Source organism: Rhizobium sp. P1_E6, assembly GCF_056405875.1.
The window spans coordinates 1-16158 of sequence record NZ_JBFUBG010000116.1; the positions used below are offsets into that span (position 1 = coordinate 1).

At 59.7% G+C, this 16158-nt stretch carries 20 protein-coding genes; 6 read left to right on the forward strand and 14 right to left on the reverse strand.

All coding sequences use genetic code 11. The features are described 5' to 3' along the window. Positions 1-359 (reverse strand): flagellin N-terminal helical domain-containing protein (locus AC1D35_RS31570; RefSeq protein ID WP_477941789.1); only part of this gene is annotated, 359 nt, incomplete at its 3' end. A gap of 402 nt (positions 360-761) precedes the next feature. On the opposite strand from AC1D35_RS31570, the gene AC1D35_RS31575 reads away from it, so the two are divergent. Next, a complete protein-coding gene (locus AC1D35_RS31575) occupies positions 762-2684 on the forward strand; it encodes an O-linked N-acetylglucosamine transferase family protein (RefSeq protein WP_113306929.1) in 1923 nt (640 codons plus the stop codon). Between the two features lie 122 nt (positions 2685-2806). Here the strand turns inward: AC1D35_RS31575 and fliP are convergent, their stop codons facing one another. The 13 genes from fliP to flgF all read right to left on the reverse strand — a co-directional run bounded on the left by fliP (position 2807) and on the right by flgF (position 11854). Next, entirely contained in the window at positions 2807-3544 is a 738-nt protein-coding gene (gene fliP, locus AC1D35_RS31580; RefSeq protein WP_113298571.1) for a flagellar type III secretion system pore protein FliP, read from the reverse strand. Further along, the gene (locus AC1D35_RS31585) at positions 3541-4047 is read right to left on the reverse strand and encodes a flagellar basal body-associated FliL family protein (RefSeq protein ID WP_113298570.1); all 507 of its coding nucleotides are present in this window, start codon (positions 4045-4047) and stop codon (positions 3541-3543) included. Before AC1D35_RS31585 ends, fliP begins: the two co-directional genes overlap by 4 nt. Positions 4048-4059: 12 nt before the next feature. Next, positions 4060-4773, reverse strand: coding sequence for a flagellar basal body L-ring protein FlgH (flgH, locus tag AC1D35_RS31590; protein ID WP_113298569.1), 714 nt, complete (start codon positions 4771-4773; stop codon positions 4060-4062). Beyond that, positions 4770-5309 carry a MotE family protein gene (locus AC1D35_RS31595; protein ID WP_477941792.1) on the reverse strand — a complete coding sequence of 180 codons (540 nt, stop codon included), beginning with the start codon at positions 5307-5309 and terminating at the stop codon, positions 4770-4772. Before AC1D35_RS31595 ends, flgH begins: the two co-directional genes overlap by 4 nt. Next, positions 5306-6427, reverse strand: a complete 1122-nt coding sequence (locus AC1D35_RS31600) for a flagellar basal body P-ring protein FlgI (RefSeq protein WP_113298567.1) — start codon at positions 6425-6427, stop codon at positions 5306-5308. The genes AC1D35_RS31595 and AC1D35_RS31600 overlap by 4 nt, the downstream gene beginning before the upstream one ends. After that, positions 6424-6906 (reverse strand): flagellar basal body P-ring formation chaperone FlgA, encoded by a 483-nt coding sequence (gene flgA, locus AC1D35_RS31605; RefSeq protein ID WP_113298566.1) that lies wholly within the window; start codon positions 6904-6906, stop codon positions 6424-6426. Before flgA ends, AC1D35_RS31600 begins: the two co-directional genes overlap by 4 nt. Before the next feature lie 16 nt (positions 6907-6922). Beyond that, complete coding sequence (flgG, locus tag AC1D35_RS31610) at positions 6923-7711, reverse strand: flagellar basal-body rod protein FlgG (RefSeq protein ID WP_113298565.1); 789 nt, start codon at positions 7709-7711, stop codon at positions 6923-6925. A 19-nt stretch (positions 7712-7730) separates the two neighbouring features. After that, a complete protein-coding gene (gene fliE, locus AC1D35_RS31615; protein ID WP_113306931.1) occupies positions 7731-8072 on the reverse strand; it encodes a flagellar hook-basal body complex protein FliE in 342 nt (113 codons plus the stop codon). Further along, entirely contained in the window at positions 8072-8491 is a 420-nt protein-coding gene (gene flgC / locus AC1D35_RS31620) for a flagellar basal body rod protein FlgC (RefSeq protein WP_113012948.1), read from the reverse strand. Before flgC ends, fliE begins: the two co-directional genes overlap by 1 nt. 4 nt (positions 8492-8495) lie before the next feature. After that, positions 8496-8888 (reverse strand): flagellar basal body rod protein FlgB, encoded by a 393-nt coding sequence (flgB, locus tag AC1D35_RS31625; RefSeq protein ID WP_113298563.1) that lies wholly within the window; start codon positions 8886-8888, stop codon positions 8496-8498. Positions 8889-9158: 270 nt separating this feature from the next. Then, on the reverse strand, positions 9159-9701 hold the full coding sequence (locus tag AC1D35_RS31630; protein WP_113306932.1) for a flagellar protein: 543 nt from the start codon (positions 9699-9701) through the stop codon (positions 9159-9161). Between the two features lie 2 nt (positions 9702-9703). After that, the gene (gene fliI / locus AC1D35_RS31635) at positions 9704-11104 is read right to left on the reverse strand and encodes a flagellar protein export ATPase FliI (RefSeq protein ID WP_113298561.1); all 1401 of its coding nucleotides are present in this window, start codon (positions 11102-11104) and stop codon (positions 9704-9706) included. A 15-nt stretch (positions 11105-11119) separates the two neighbouring features. Continuing rightward, complete coding sequence (flgF, locus tag AC1D35_RS31640) at positions 11120-11854, reverse strand: flagellar basal-body rod protein FlgF (protein ID WP_113298560.1); 735 nt, start codon at positions 11852-11854, stop codon at positions 11120-11122. Positions 11855-12103: 249 nt separating this feature from the next. On the opposite strand from flgF, the gene motA reads away from it, so the two are divergent. The 5 genes from motA to AC1D35_RS31665 form a co-directional block, all read left to right on the forward strand. Then, a complete protein-coding gene (gene motA, locus AC1D35_RS31645) occupies positions 12104-12976 on the forward strand; it encodes a flagellar motor stator protein MotA (RefSeq protein WP_113298621.1) in 873 nt (290 codons plus the stop codon). Continuing rightward, complete coding sequence (locus tag AC1D35_RS31650; RefSeq protein ID WP_477941798.1) at positions 12977-13924, forward strand: FliM/FliN family flagellar motor switch protein; 948 nt, start codon at positions 12977-12979, stop codon at positions 13922-13924. A gap of 66 nt (positions 13925-13990) precedes the next feature. Further along, positions 13991-14617: a flagellar motor switch protein FliN gene (gene fliN / locus AC1D35_RS31655; protein WP_113298558.1), complete on the forward strand. Its 627-nt coding sequence runs from the start codon at positions 13991-13993 to the stop codon at positions 14615-14617. A gap of 28 nt (positions 14618-14645) precedes the next feature. Next, a complete protein-coding gene (fliG, locus tag AC1D35_RS31660) occupies positions 14646-15683 on the forward strand; it encodes a flagellar motor switch protein FliG (RefSeq protein WP_113306934.1) in 1038 nt (345 codons plus the stop codon). A 131-nt stretch (positions 15684-15814) separates the two neighbouring features. Further along, positions 15815-16158, forward strand: a 344-nt coding sequence (locus AC1D35_RS31665; RefSeq protein WP_477941802.1) for an EscU/YscU/HrcU family type III secretion system export apparatus switch protein, incomplete at its 3' end; no start/stop codon positions are given.

Genomic DNA, 16158 nt, shown 5'->3' on the forward strand with positions numbered 1-16158 from the left:
ACCAGCTGGTCCTGCAGCTGGTCGATTTCTTCCTGGACCTTCTTCTTGTCGACGCCGTTTTCGGTCGCGGCAACAAGCTTGGCCTTGATTTCGCCGACGACGTCGATGGCGCTGTCCATGGCGGTGTAGGCGGTGTCAACCTTTGCAGCACCGAGGCCGAGAGCGTCGGAAACGGCACCGAGAGCCTTGTTGTCCGAACGCATGGTCGTTGCGATCGACCAGTAGGCAGCGTTGTCGGAAGCCTTGCCGACGCGGTAACCCGTGGAAACGTGGTTCTGCGTGCTGTTGAGGCCCTGGTTGACGTTACGCAGCGTCTGGAGAGCTGCCTGGGCGGAATTGTTCGTGTTAATGCTCGTCATAAGTGTGTCCCCTAGAAAACTAGATACAAAAAAGGAGGACATACCGGACTATAAATACCGGCGATGACGGACCAGCTTCATGCCACTCGGTGCCTTTGTTTCTTGGCCCAAACCCGTCATGTCCAGGGCAATCTCGCAGCCAATACTTGCCAACTTCTTAAAAGCGGAGCTCCCGGCCAAGCCGCTTCAATTGCATGGTTAATGTTGGTTGAATCAATCTTCGAAATCGTAGCTTTCGCGGAAAGCGGGCATTCGTCCGCACCGGTTTCAAGCAAGCTTCGAATGCCAATGTGGCAGAAGCCGGGATAGTATCGTCGGGCAACCTGCATTCTGCGGGAGGGCCTGATTGCGCGTCCCGTCGGTCACATTTCATGCCGGAACATTTCCTTACGGAGTTAGGTTTTGAACAGCAAAGTTTCGTTCTCGGCGGCATCCCGGGATTATCAGGCAGGCCGCTACACACAGTCCCTGGCGACGCTCAACCAGCTCATCGATACACAGAAGGACGCCAAGACCTACGCTCTCCTGGCCAAGAACCTGCTGCAACTGGGCTTCAAGACCGATGCTGCCAGATCCTACTGCCTGGCGGCCGATTGCGCCGGACAGGGTTCGCTCGAATATCTGAAGACTGCCGCGAAGATCCACCTTGAGGCCGGCAACGAGGACGAAGCGCTTCTGATCGCCATGCGCAACCTTTCCAAGGCGCAGGAAGATCCGGAACTCGCCTTCACCATCGCCTCGGTTTATCTTGGCAGGCAGCAGCGGGATCTGCTGCGCCCCTTCAAGAAGGTGCTGTCCGAGAGCCAGAATCCGGAGCATTCGCGCCTTGCCGCGCAGTTGCTCAACGACGACCTCATGGACGAGACGAACCAGACGCTCGCCCGCAATCTCTTCCGTCGCTATCCGAACAATCTTGCTTTCCGGTTCCTTTATCTCGTCTGCCTGCGCGAATTCAACGAGTTCAGCGAAATCAGCAAGCATCAGGCTTTCATCGACGCCGCCCTGGTCAAGAACGACATCGATGTGCTCAAGAAGGACAACCCGTTCTATCATCTGCACTGGTGCGGCAACGAAGATTATAACCGCCATGCCGCTATCGGCACGAAACCACTCGATCCCGCCCGCGTGGCTTACCGGCGCGGCCTGCCCCATACATGGTCGGACAAGATCCGCATCGGCTACATGTCCTCGGACTTCTGGGACAAGCACGCGACGATGAAGCTGCTGCAGCGCGTCCTTGAGCTTCACGATCGCAACCGCTTCGAAATCACGCTCTTCGACCACACGCTGCCGGAGCACAAGCTGAACAACAACACGACCGACCGCAGCCGTTGGGGCAAGGTCATAGACATCTACGGCCTATCGGACGAGGCGATCTTCAAAACCGTCCGTATGGAAAATATCGACATCATGGTCGATCTGAAGGGTCATACTTCCGGCAGCCGTGCCGTTTCCTTCAACCTGCCGCTGGCGCCGATCCAAGTCGCCTGGCTGGGCTTTCCCGGCAGCACGCTCAATGTCGACCTCGACTACGTCATCGGCGATCACTCGGTGCTGCCTGACGTCGCCAAGCCCTTCTACCACGAGAAATTCCTGCGCATGCCGGAGAGCTACCAGCCGAACGATCCGGCGAACCGGCCGCAACCGCAGCCGGTCACGCGCGAGCAGCTGGGCCTGCCGGAAGATGCCTTCATCTTCGCATCCTTCAACGGTAACCGTAAGATCACTGCTGAAGTCGTCGACAGCTGGTGCAGGATTCTCAAGCGCGCGCCGAACAGCGTGCTCTGGCTGATGGCGAATACCGCGCGCAACCAGGCAAATCTGCTGGACCGCTTCCAGGCCGGCGGCATCTCGCCCAAGCGGATCATCTTCTGCCCGCGCGCGCACTACGAACAGCATATCAGCCGTCAGCAGGCGGCCGACCTCGGCATCGATACCTTCCCCGTCAACGGACACACCACCACTTCGGAACAGCTCTGGGGCGGTCTTCCCGTTCTAACCGTGAAGGGCACCAACTTCGCATCACGCGTCAGCGAAAGCCTGCTGAGAGCGATCGATCTGCCGGAACTCGTTGCCGAGGACATCAAGGCCTATGAGGACCTCGCCGTCGAGCTTGCGCTCAACCCCGAGCGCGTCACCGCATACAAGGAGCATCTGCGGGAGAAGCGCTATATCGCGCCCCTCTTCGATGCCGAACGCTTCTGCCACCATCTCGAACATGCGTATGAGCTGATGACCGAGCGGGCCAAGCAGGGCCTCGGCCCCGACCATATCGACGTTCCGGCACTGCCGCCGCGCACCGAGCCCTTTGGTTCGAACAGCTGAGGCCGGCTTAGGCGCATCCAGCAACACAAAACCCGCCGGATCGCTCCGGCGGGTTTTGTGTTTGTGAGAGGACAGAAAATGCGAGACGGCAGGCTCGCCTTTGTCCGTCTCGCCTTTGCCCGTCAGCTGAAAGAGCGCACGAGACTGCCGACCAGAAGGTTCCAGCCGTCGATCAACACGAAGAAAAGGATCTTGAACGGCAGAGAGATCGATGTCGGCGGCAGCATCATCATGCCCATGGCCATGGTGATCGTCGCAACGATCAGGTCGATGACGAGGAAGGGCAGGACGATGAGGAAGCCGATTTCGAAACCGCGCCGGATCTCCGAGATCATGAAGGCGGGAAGCAGGATGCGGTAGTCGATCGGCTCGGTCGTCTGGATATTCTGGCCGCGCTCGCGGGCAAGGTCGGCAAAGAGCGCCAGATCCTTGTCGCGGGTATTGGCAGACATGAAGGTGCGGAACGGCTCGGCAATGCGCTGAACTGCCGTCGCCTCGTCGACCTGGTTGGCGAGCAGCGGCTGAACGCCGTCCTGCCAAGCCTTATCGAAGGTCGGCGACATGACGTAGAAGGTCATGAACAGCGAAAGCGAGAGAAGGATCATGTTCGATGGGGTCGAAGAGAGGCCCATGCCCGAACGCAGGATCGAAAAGGCAATGATGAAGCGCGGGAAGCTCGTCACCATGATGAGGATGCCCGGCGCGACCGAAAGCACGGTCAGGAGGCCGAATGTCCTGATGATCCAGGCGGCGGCGGAGCCGTCGACCGGAATGTTCAATAGATCAGTCGGCAGCTGCTGGGCCACTGCCAGTTCCGGCACCGCCATCATGGCGGCAAGGAAAACTACGAGTCGAATCATTCGATGACAAAGGTCCTGAACATGACCTTCGATACGCGCCCTTGAGAGCGAAGGTCAACACGTTCCTGGATGTCATCCTTGAGATATTGAAAGCCGCGCGGCCCTTCGATCTGCTGAAGGGAAATGGTCCTGACGTAAGCGAGGATATCCTGGTGAATATCCTCGGCGACCTTGACATCCGGCGGTCCGTTGAACATCAGCGCCACCTCGAGTCGGATCCAGTTTTCCGAGGGATAAGCGAGGTTCGATGTGACCGGGTCGAGCAGCACGATGTTATTGGCTTCGTTAGCGATTTTCGGAAGACCGCCCTCGGCCTTCTTCTTGGCCTCGGCCTCCTTGGCCTGCTCGGCCTCCGCGGCGCTGCGGATGTTCGGGGCCACCATGTTGCCGACCGCCCAGCCGCCGCCGGCGCCGACGAGCGTCAGCACGGCAAGGCCGATGATCGTCATCACCATGCCGCCCGACTTCTTTTTCTTGCCTTCGCCTGTTTCGTTGTCTGCCATCTTGGTTCAGCCTCAGAGTGGCGAGAAAAGATCGACAGCCTGCTGGCCGCGCGGCGGCTGCTGCACTTCCATCAGGCGGCCGCGGCCACCGTAGGAGATGCGGGCTTCGGCGATCTTGTCGTAGGAGATCTGGTTGTCGGCATTGACGTCCTGCGGACGCACGATACCGGCGACGTTGAGGATGCGCAGCTCCTGGTTCAGGCGAACTTCCTGCGAACCGCTGATGACCAGGTTGCCGTTTTCGAGAATGCCCGTGACAACAGCGGCAACCAGAAGGTTGAGCTTGTCGGTGCGCTCGATCTTGCCCTTGCCGTCGGTGCTCGTGTCGGAACCGTAGGTCAGGTCCGTCTTGGACTGTGGCGTCCAGCCGAAGACCTGGGCGTTGACATCCCAGTTCATGCCGCTCGAATTCTTGCGGCTGCGGTTGGTCTCGTTGTCGAAGGATCCCTTGTCGTTGATCTGGATATCAACCGTCAGAATGTCGCCGACGTTCAGGGCGCGCGCATCCTTGAAAAGCGCAGCCTGTGAATCGCTCCACAGCGAATAGCCCTGGGCGACAGCGCGCGGCTGCTTCGGATAGAGCGCCATCTGCGGTGTTTGGCCGTAGGCGAGACCGCTGCCGATCGGGCTCATGGCAGGCGCGCGGCCGATCTCGTTGACTGCCGTGGACTGGCAGCCCGCAAGGAGGGCAACGGCGGCGACCACAGCCGGTAAACGCTTATTCATGAAGGATCCTTCGAGGTATTGGGATCAGACGCACTTGCGATGATGCCGGCGATACTGGCAGCCTTGGTGGAGTCCATTTCATTCAGGATCAGGCTGGACTGGCGCGGCCCGAGCCGCATGATGACGGCGGCCGCCAGTTCGGGCCTGACGTCCTGCAACTGCAGGGCTGCCGCATCCGGCTTCATCTTCTTGTAGATATCCGTCAAGCCGGCCTCAGCCTGCTTGAGGAAATCATCACGCCGCTTCAGCCAGTCCTGATATTCAGCCTTGCGCTTGTCCATCTCGGCAATGCGACCGTCGATATCGGCGCGCAACTTCTCGAGCTCCTGCTTCTGCAGGAGATAGCGCTGATCGCGCGCGRGATCGGCAATATTCGTGCAGAACTGCTTGACCTCGTCCGTCGAGGTGATGTCGCCGAGCGGCGCCACTTCCTGGGCGAAGGCGCCGGGAATGGTAAGCAGCACCAAGCCTGCGGCCGGCAAAGCCAGCCGGCGCAACAATTCGACGATCGGGTTCTCGTTCTTGATCTTGATCATTGCAGCACAAGCTCCGCTTGCAGGGCGCCTGCAGATTTGATGCCCTGGAGAATGGCGATGATGCCATCCGGTTTGACGCCGATGTTGTTGAGACCGGCAACGAGGGTGCGAAGGTCAGGACCGTCGATGATCGCGACCCGCCCGCCCGTTTTCTGTGCCTGGATATCCGTCTGCGGCTGGACAGCGGTCTCACCGCGCGAGAAGGGCTCCGGCTGGATGATCTGTGGCGTTTCGGTGACCTGCACGGTCAATGTGCCGTAGCTGACGGCAACCGGCGAGACGCGAACATCCGAGCCGATGACGATCGTGCCGGTACGTTCGTTGATGACGACCTTGGCCGGCGTGTCGGTTTCGACCACGAGGTTTTCGATATCGGCCATAAGGCGTGTCAGATCGGCCTCGCGCGGCTTCTCGATGACGACTTCCTGCGAATCCTTGGCTTCCGCGACCGGACCGCCGAAGCGGGCCTTGGCGTAGCCGTTGACGATATCAGCAATGCGGATTGCGGTGGAGAAGTCCGGGTTGCGGAGCTGCAGGACGAGGTTGACCGAATCCTTGAAGCGGGACGGCAGCTCGCGCTCGATGATGGCGCCACCCGGCACACGGCCGGCCGTCGTCACACCCTCGGTCACGGTCGCGGCCTGTCCCTGAGCCTGAAAGCCGGTGACGATGGCGGCGCCCTGGGCGACGGCATAGATCTGGCCGTCGGCGCCTGACAGCGAGGTCATGACAAGCGTGCCGCCGCGCAGCGACGTCGCATCGCCGAGCGAGCTGACCGTCACGTCGATGCGGCTGCCGGGACTGGCGAAGGGCGGCAGGTTGGCGGTGACCATGACGGCGGCCGTATTCTTGGCGTTCGACTGGCCGCCCTGCGTGGAGATGCCGAGGTTCTGCAGCATCGCGCGCATGGACTGCTCGGTGAAGGGCGAAGCACGGAAACCATCGCCGGTTCCCTGCAGGCCGACAATAAGGCCATAGCCGATGAGCTGGTTGTCGCGGCCGGCCTGAAGCGAGGCAATGTCCTTGATGCGGGACGTCAGCGCCCATGCAGGCGCGACATCGGTCAGGCTCATCGCCAGAACCGCAACCAGGCTCAGAATGCGAAAGAAGAACTTCATTTTGCCCTCACATGGACCGTACCGTCGGCGAGCACGGTGCCGCTGACGATGATGCCGGAATCCATATTGCGTGCACGGATCATCTGGCCGGTCGCACCATCTTCGAGAGGCGAGCCGGCAGCGGAAATGGTCATCTGGCCAAGCTGGAATACCAGGCGGATATTGGAACCGCGCGTGACCGTATAAGGCTCGCGCAGGGCGGAGACCGAAATCGTCCGGCCCGGCAGGAGCGTGCGCTTGGAAACAAGCCCTTCGACCTGGGAGACCGATTTTGCATAGTCTCCACTGAGATTAGGATTGGTGACCTCAACCTCCTGAAGCTGGCCGCTCGAAATCGTGTCGCCGGGATAGATGATCGTCGTCGGGACGACGGCATAACCCATGCCGGCATCCGCTGCTGCCGGCATGAACATGCCGGCGATTGCGATTGTGGCCGCAGCCACCCATCCCTGGACGTGTCCTGCCCGGCGAAACGTCATGTTCGGCCCTTCCCTCTTACTTCAGGTTCTTGCTGACGATGGATGCCATTTCATCAGCGGTCGTGATCACCTTGGAATTCATTTCATAAGCGCGCTGGGCCGATATCAGCTCGGTGATTTCCTTGACCGGATCGACGTTGGAGGATTCCAGGTAACCCTGCTTGAGATAGCCCATATTGTCTTCGTCGGGATTGCTGATGACAGCTTCGCCGGAGGCCGGCGTTTCCTGGAAGAGGTTGTCGCCGATCGGCTGCAAGCCGGCTTCGTTGACGAAGTCGGCGAGCGTAAGCTGGCCGAGAGTGGTCGGAGTCGTCTGACCGGGCAGCTTGGCGGTGATTTCGCCGGAGCGGCTGATCGTCAGCTCGGTGGAGCCCTGCGGAATAGTGACGCCGGGGATGACTTCATAGCCGTCGATGTTGACGAGCTGGCCCTGGTCGTTCTTGTTGAGCGCACCGGCGCGGCTATAAAGCGTCGTGCCATCCGTCGACTGGATTTGGAAGAAGCCCTTGCCGACAATTGCGACGTCGAGGTCGTTGCCGGTCTGGGTCAATTCGCCCTGCAGATGCAGGTTGCGCACCGCCGAGGTCTGGACGCCGAGACCGATATTGGCGCCTTCGGGAACGACAGCCTGGTTGGCGCGGTTGGCGACACCCTTGGCACGTTCAGTCTGGTAGAGAAGATCGGTGAACTCGGCGCGGGCGCGCTTGAAACCGGTCGTATTGATGTTCGCGATGTTGTTCGCGATGACTTCCAGGTTGGTCTGCTGGGCATCCATGCCCGTTGCTGCGATGGCGAGCGCTCTCATGTGTTCGTCCTCAAATCAGTTACATCTGCATCTTGGTGACTTCGAGGAAGGCCGAGACGACCTTGTCGCGAATGGCAATTGCAGTCTGGAGGGTCTGCTCCGCCTGCAGCATGGAATCGACGACTTCGCGCGTGGAAGCCGTGCCTTTGATGCCGGCAAAGGACATGTTTTCCGCGCCCTTCAGGCTGCTGACGGCTTCGGTCGCCATGTTGCCCATGACGGAGGCGAAGCTCACGCCGCCGGATGCACCGGCCGCAGCAGATGAGGTTGCGGTCGAAGAGGAGGCGGAGTTTTCGGTATCGACGGCGCCCAGGGCGCGGCTCATCGAAAGATTGCTTACATTCTGTACGCTGCTGATCATTATTGTCCGCTCTTCAGGAGATCGATCGTCGATGAAATGAGGTCGCGAGTCTGCTTGATCGTCTGCAGATTGGCGTCATACGAGCGGTTGGCTTCGCGCATGTCGGCCATCTCGATCAGGATGTTGACGTTTGGCATCTTGACGATGCCCTTCTCGTCCGCAGCCGGATTGCTCGGGTCGTATTCCTTGGTGAAATCGCCTTCGTCGGTACCGATCTTCTTGACGTTGACGGTCTCGACGCCGCTGGTGCGGTCAAGCTGCTGGCCGAAGGTGATCGTCTTGCGGCGATAGGGGTCGGCGCCTGGCGTATCGCCGGTCGAACGGGCGTTGGCGATGTTTTCCGAGACGATACGCAGACGTGTCGACTGCGATTCGAGCCCGGAGCCTGCGATTTTCATTGCTGCTGAGAGCGGATCCATGAGCCTATTTCCTTAGCGTCATCAACATCATTCGATGAAAGGAACTGACCAGCGAGGTGTTCAGGTCGTACTGACGCTTGATCTCGCCGGACTTGGAGAGTTCTTCGGCCACACCGACGGTGTTGCCGGATTCCTGAACGCCGATTTCCTGGTCGAGCGCGGCATCCTTCACGTCGATGTCGCTGCCGGTGCTGAAATTGTTGCCACTCAGATGCATCGGATTGGTACGTGCCATGGTCACGTCCGACTGATCGAGCACCGCCTGAAAAGGCGTTACGTCCTTCGCACGGAACTTCGGCGTGTTTGCATTCGCGATGTTGCCGGCAACAACCTCCTGACGAATCGTCAGCCATTCCGCCTGCTTTGAAGCCAAGTCGAAAAGTTGAATCGGTTGCATGAGAACTCTCCGTTTTTACTACGCCGAACCTAGGGCGGTAATCTTGCGTGGGACTTACGGTAAATGCAGGCTTTACAAGCCATTCTTCGAGATTACTTGCAGACACCGGCCAACCGCCGCCCGGCCGTTCTCCGACAGGACCTCGCAGCGATTCGTCTTTTTGCCTGAACTGAAGCGCGTCGCGATCCCCGGGATCGTCTGCCGCGCCTCAGGCTTTGTTTTCGCATGCTGGTATCGCAAAAACCGCCGCACACTTTTGCGCGGCATGCTTCAGTTGTTCTGGTAGATTTCACCCTTGGAGGTGACGATCACCCATTTGCCATCGCGCTGTTCCAATGTGGCAAGGCGGCTTTCGTCAGGCAGGATCGAGCCGACGCGCACGACATACATTCCCGAGGGATCTTCAATGAGCGCTCGGCCGTTGGCCACGTGCAGCAAACGGAAAGAGCCTTTGCCGGGGAAAGGCTGATCTTCCATCGAGGCGTCGCCGTCGCGCTCCTTGCCGAGTTCGGAAACGGTTGCCGTCGTCATATTGTCGATCGGTGGGACTTTCTTACCTTCATCCTTCTTATTGACCATGGCGAGCGGTGAAACGCTGAAGACGTTGCGTGCCGGCCAGTCCGGCAATTCACGCGAGGCATTGCTATCGGCGACGCTGACGCCAAACTTGTCCTCGTTGAAGAAGACGTACCAGGGGAAGAAGGCGGAAGCGCCGGCAAGTGCCAGACCCAAGAAGGTCAGCGCGCGATCGAGCAGCACTGCCTTGTTACGCTCTTTCAGCGCCGCGATCCGTTCGTCTTCGAAATCGGCCATGATCAGGCCCTCCTTTGAATAGGCGCACTCGGAGTCGGTACGCCGGCGGCGGCCTTGAGAGCACCGGCAAGATCGGCGAAGGCATCGAGCGATTCGCGGTCTCCCGGAGACTGTTTCAGGACGTCATAGATGATCGGCACCTGCTTGACCGCCATGTCGAGATCGGGATCGGCGCCCGGACGGTAGCCGCCGATAAGGCGCAGGTCGCGCGTTTCCTCGAAGCGGTGGATCAGTACCTTGAGGCGGGAAACCAGCTTCTCCTGATCCGGAGTCCAGGCCTTGCGGGCAAGACGCGAGATGGATGCGAGCGGATCGATCGGCGGATAGCGCCCCTCCTCCGCCAGGCTTCGCTGGAGAACGATATGACCGTCCAGAATACCGCGCGTGGAGTCGGCGATCGGGTCGTTATGATTGTCGCCATCGACGAGGATGGAGATGATCGCGGTGATGGTGCCGGCGCCTTCCTGACCGGGACCGGCGCGTTCCAGAAGACGCGGCAGCTCGGTGAAGACCGAAGCCGGATAGCCGCGGGCGATCGGCGGCTCGCCGGAAGCGGTCGCCACTTCGCGGATCGCGTGGGCAAAACGCGTAACACTATCGATGATGAAGAGAACGTTTTCGCCCTTGTCGCGAAAGTGCTCGGCGATCGTCACGGCTGTCAGCGGCGCCATCTTGCGCAGCATCGGGCTCTCATCGCTGGTGGCAACGACGGCGATCGCCTTCTTCATATCGCTGCCGAGCGTATCCTCGATGAATTCACGGACTTCGCGACCGCGTTCGCCGACCAGCGCGATTACCACCTTGTCGAAGGCGTCGGCGCGGGCCAGCATCGACAGCAGCGTCGACTTGCCGACGCCCGAGCCGGCGAAAATGCCGAGACGCTGACCGAGGCAGAGCGGCGAGAAGATATCGATCGCGCGCACGCCGGTCTTGAAGCCGTTTTCGACGCGCTGACGCGTCATCGAAGGCGGCGCGGTGTTCGAGATCGAACGGCGGTCCAGGCTTTCGGTGATCGGGCCGAGACCGTCGATCGGCTCGCAGAGGGAATTGATGGTGCGGCCGCACCAGCTATCTGACGGAGATATGCGGAAAGCACCCTTGCGAATGACGACGTCGTGGATGCCGATCGGCTCGCCCGGTTCGATAGGGCAGACATAGATCAGATCCGGCTCCACCTTGACCACTTCGCCGAGATGGATGCCCGTCGCGGATTTATGCGCCACGAACTCGCCGAGGCGTACATGCCGGGAAAGGCCGCGGACGGTATAATGGCCGGCGGCGATCGTGTGCACCCGACCGCCATGTGTCACCGAGAATTCCGGCGAGGCGTAGCGTTTTGCAAGCTCGCCGAGATGTGTGAGCTTCGGCGAGAGCGCGTCCTCAGTCAACAGGGTGGTGTTCATGCTTCACACCCTGCCTTAACGGCTGCCGCCCAGCGTCTGGACCGCTTCCTTGAAGGAGTCTTCGCTATCGCGCATCAGCGACGAGACGCTGTCGAACGCCCTGTTGACCTCGATGAGCTGCGTCATCTCGTGCATCGCATTGACGTTGGAATTTTCAAGATAGCCCTGCTCCACACCGACGTTGAAGCGGTCGACGACAGCGCGCGGCTGCTCGGTCGTCATGATGCCGCTGTTTTCGTAGCGCAGGTAACCCTTGTCGATATCTGCTTCGAAGAGGCCGAGTGAACCGACCTGCCGGTCATTCTGATAAATGATGCCATCCGTGCCGACCTTCGGTTCGCCGCCGCCAGTGTTGAGTACGATCGGCGCACCGCCTGCATCGAGAACCGGATAGCCGCGGGTGGAAACCAGCTCGCCGGTGTCACGGATCGTGAAGCGGCCGTCCCTCGTCAGAACGCGGCCGGCCGGCGTGTCGAGAGAGAACCAGGCATTGCCCTTGATGGCGAAGTCGAGCATGTTGCCGGTGTGCTGCATTTCGCCATGACTGGTGTCCAAGTAGTCGTTGCCCTGAGAGACGAAGGCTACCTTGGTGTTCGTCTTGTTCTCGTTGTTCGCCAACATTTCATCGAACTTTACCTCGGTGCCGCGAAAACCAGTCGTGTTCACGTTGGCCATGTTGTCGGCGATCGTCGTCAGGCGTTTTTCGAGGGCCATCTGCGACGACAGGGAAACGTAAAGACCGGATTGCATGTCGGTAAGCTCCACATTGGCGATAAACGGGACGAAACACCGGGCTCCTTTTAGTTCGGCCACGGGTTCCGCTGAGCGGCATCTCAGACATGGGCGCGCATAGGCCCACTCGTCACGTTCAATATGAAGGTAAATCCTTGCGCGAAACTGGTAGCGCAAATGAATGCGCAAAAGCCGCGTTCATCAGCCTCACGCAAGGCACAAACCCTATCCGTCGCAAAGAAAAGCAACGTTCAGATTGGGCTGACGATGAATATTATTATCGGATTTGTAGTTGTCTGCGGCTGTATCATCGGTAGCTTCATGGCGATGGGCGGCGAAATCGATGCTCTTTTTCAGCCCTTCGAATTCGTGATCATCGGCGGCGCCGGTCTCGGCAGCTTCATCATGGCCAACCCCATGAAGGTGGTGAAGGACTCCGGCAAGGCGCTCGGCGAGGCCTTCAAGCATTCCGTTCCCAAGGAACGCAACTACCTCGACACGCTTGGTGTCCTTTATTCGCTGATGCGCGACCTGCGTACGAAGTCGCGCAACGAAATCGAAGCGCATATCGACAACCCGGCCGAATCGACGATCTTCCAGCAGGCACCGACGGTTCTGAAGAACAAGGAACTGACGGCCTTCATCTGCGACTACGTGCGCCTGATCATCATCGGCAACGCCCGCTCTCACGAGATCGAGGCGCTGATGGACGAAGAAATCAACACCATCCTTCATGACAAGCTGAAGCCTTACCACGCAATCCAGACAATGGGCGACGCGTTCCCGGCCATCGGCATCGTCGCGGCGGTTCTCGGCGTCATCAAGGCCATGGCGCATATCAACGACTCGCCGGAAGTGCTCGGCCACCTCATCGGTTCGGCACTCGTCGGCACATTCCTCGGAATTCTGCTTTCCTACTGCGTCTGCTCCCCGATCGTTTCCCAGATCAAGATCGTCCGCTCAAAGCAGCACCGCCTCTACGTCGTCGTCAAGCAGACCCTGCTTGCCTACATGAACGGCTCGGTGCCGCAGGTCGCCCTCGAATACGGCCGCAAGACGATCTCGGCGTATGAACGCCCGTCGATCGACGCAGTGGAGCAGGAAATGATGAACCCAGGTGGCGAAAACAAGGCAGCTTAAATGACTATGAGCAATGCTTCGCATGACAACCAGACAATGGATCCTGTCCTTCTTGCCAAATTGACCGGCGGTCTTGGCGACAAGGGCAGGGTTGCCAAGCTCTGCAGTTCCTTCGGCGATATCTACAGCGAATTCCTTCCCGACATCCTGAAGAGCGAAACCGGCCTCGATGTGACAGTCGGCTATCTCGGCTGCGAGATAGGCTACAAGAATCATCTGATCGACGATCTCAGCACCAATATGACGCTCGTCGATGCGACGCTGCGCAACTGGTCCCAGAACATCACGATCGGCTGCGGCAACGGTTTCGTCATTACCTTGATGGAACATCTGCTTGGCGCTACCGCCGAAACGATCGAGGAGCCGGCCGACCGGCTTCTCTCCATTATCGAGCTCGACCTCGCCGTCATGGTGTTCGACAAGATTTCCAAGGTGCTGCGTTCGGCCGTCAACGCGCCGGGCGGCTTCGAGCCCAGCCTGTCGGCTCCCTTCGCTCTTGACGCACGCATCCGTCCGCCGGAAGACCGTTCGGATGAATTCGCGGCTGCGATCAACATGTCGATCACGCTTGCCGGCATCACGTCCGAATTCAGCCTGATCGTCCCCCAGGCGGCGCTGCTCAAGACCAAGGTTTCGGCCCCGAAGGCTAAGAAGCAGCCGARCAAGTCGCCGGAGTGGACGGAGCAGATCGGCGACCAGGTTCGCCGGTCGCAGGTGACGCTCGAAGCGAAGATCCGCCTGCAGGATCTGACGCTGCGGACGATCTCCAAACTGATGGCCGGCGACGTCATTCCCTTCCGCGACAGCGGCGACGTGCGCGTCGAAGTCAGCGCCAACAGCCGAGAATTGTATGTGTGCGAGTTCGGGCGTTCAGGCGACAACTACATGGTGCGAGTGAAAGACACCATGAATTCGGATGATGAGTTGATCCGGCACTTAATGAATTAATCGGTTCTCTCGCTTTCAGCGCCGCAAAGGCAGTTTGAGGCAAGTTTCAACTGGAATAGTGATTTCATGGCTACGAAGAAGACACAGCAGAATAGTGACCTCTCCCTGGACATGCCGGGCAGTGAAGCCGATCTGGATCAGGCTATCGACGATCTGCGCGGCGTGCTGAAGAAAGATGCGGATAGCGACCTTCCGCAGTTCGGCGACGACCTGCAGAACGATGCTTTCGCAGCAGGTACGGACCTCTCGCCTTTCGGCGGCGATGCCGGCGAAACCTCGTTCGGCGGCGCCGATTTCGCAGGCAGCGATTTCGGGGGCGGCGACTTCGGCGGCAATGCCGCAGACATGGGTGCAGCAGGCTCTCCCAGCCTTGGCGCCGCACCGAGCTTCGGCGGCAACTCCTTCCAGTCCGCTCCGGCACCGCTCGGCAGCGCACTGAATTCGAACTTCGACCTGATCATGGATATTCCTATCGATGTCCAGATCGTGCTCGGGACGAGCCGTATGCAGGTTTCCGGCCTGATGAACCTCACCGAGGGTGCTACTATCGCGCTCGACAAGAAGATCGGCGAGCCGGTCGAAATAATGGTGAACGGCCGCAGGATTGCGCGCGGTGAGATTACGGTCCTTGATAATGACGACACCCGATTCGGTGTAAAACTGATAGAAGTTTTGAGCACGAAAAAAGCCTGATCCCTGTGCGGGACGGAGAGGTTAGACCATGATGGACTTTGACGATTTCGGCGGCGCACTTGCCGGGAAACCGTTGACCCAGGCTGAAAAGGCGGCGGCAGTTCTTCTCGCTATGGGGAAGGGAGTCGCCGGCCGACTGCTGAAATATTTCACGCAGGCCGAGTTGCAGACCATCATCGGATCTGCCCAGGCGCTTCGCGCGATCCCGCCGGACGAGCTTCTTCAGCTCGTCGGCGAATTCGAGGATCTCTTCACCGAAGGCGCCGGTCTGATGGACAACGCCAAGGCGATCGAGGCCATCCTCGAGGAAGGGCTGACGCCTGACGAAGTCGACAGCCTGCTCGGCCGCCGTACCGCCTTCCAGGCCTACGAGACCTCAATCTGGGATCGCCTCGCTGAGGCGGAACCTACTTTCGTCGCTCAGTTCCTGCTGCGCGAACATCCGCAGACCGTCGCTTATATCCTGTCCATGATGCCTTCGTCCTTTGGCGCAAAGGTGCTGCTGCAGCTTCCCGACAACCGCCGCGCCGACATCATGAACCGTACGGTCAATATGAAGGGCGTCAGCCCGAAGGCCGCGCAGATCATCGAAAACCAGGTGATGACGCTGCTCGCCGAGGTCGACGCGGAACGCAACGCATCCGGCTCGACGAAGGTCGCCGACCTGATGAACGAAATGGACAAGCCGCAGGTCGACACGCTGCTTACCTCGCTCGAATCGATCAGCCGCGAAGCGGTCAACAAGGTTCGTCCGAAGATCTTCCTGTTCGAAGACCTCATGTTCATGCCGCAGCGCAGCCGCGTCATGCTACTCAACGATATTTCGGCCGACGTTCTCACCGTTGCACTGCGCGGCGCATCGGCCGAAATCCGCGAATCGGTGCTTTCCGCCATCAGTCCGCGCCAGCGCCGCATGATCGAATCGGATCTGCAGAGCGGCATGGCCGGCGTCAATCCGCGCGAGATCGCGATCGCCCGGCGCGCTGTCGCACAGGAAGCGATTCGCCTGGCCAATGGCGGCCAGATCGAGCTTAAGGAAAAGGAAGGCGGCCCGGCGGCGGCTTAAGCCATCGCAGTTGTTGACAAAACCGTTCGCCGGTAAGGCAGCGGTTGATCGGCAGCACGCACAAGACTACCGTTCATGGAAACAGGCCGCGCTCCAGCAGCGGCCTTTTTCTTTGACGGAGGGCCGCGCACTTGGCCGATGAAGACAAGGACAGCAAAACAGAAGCCCCTACCGCGAAAAAGCGGTCTGATGCTGCCGAAAAAGGTAATACCCCCCACTCGCGTGAAATCTCGATCTTTGCGACGATTCTGGCGACCTTCATCTATCTCGTATTCTTCCTTCCCGACGCAACGTCACACATGGCCGAGACCCTGCGTGACATCTTCGAGCAGCCGGATCAGTGGAAGATCGAGACAGGGCCTGACGTCCTCTCGCTCTTTGCGAAGCTCGGTTGGGCCGTGGCTGCGCTTCTGGCCCCTGCCTTCATCATGTTCATGGCGTTCGGTATCGCCTCATCCGTCTTTCAGAACCTGCC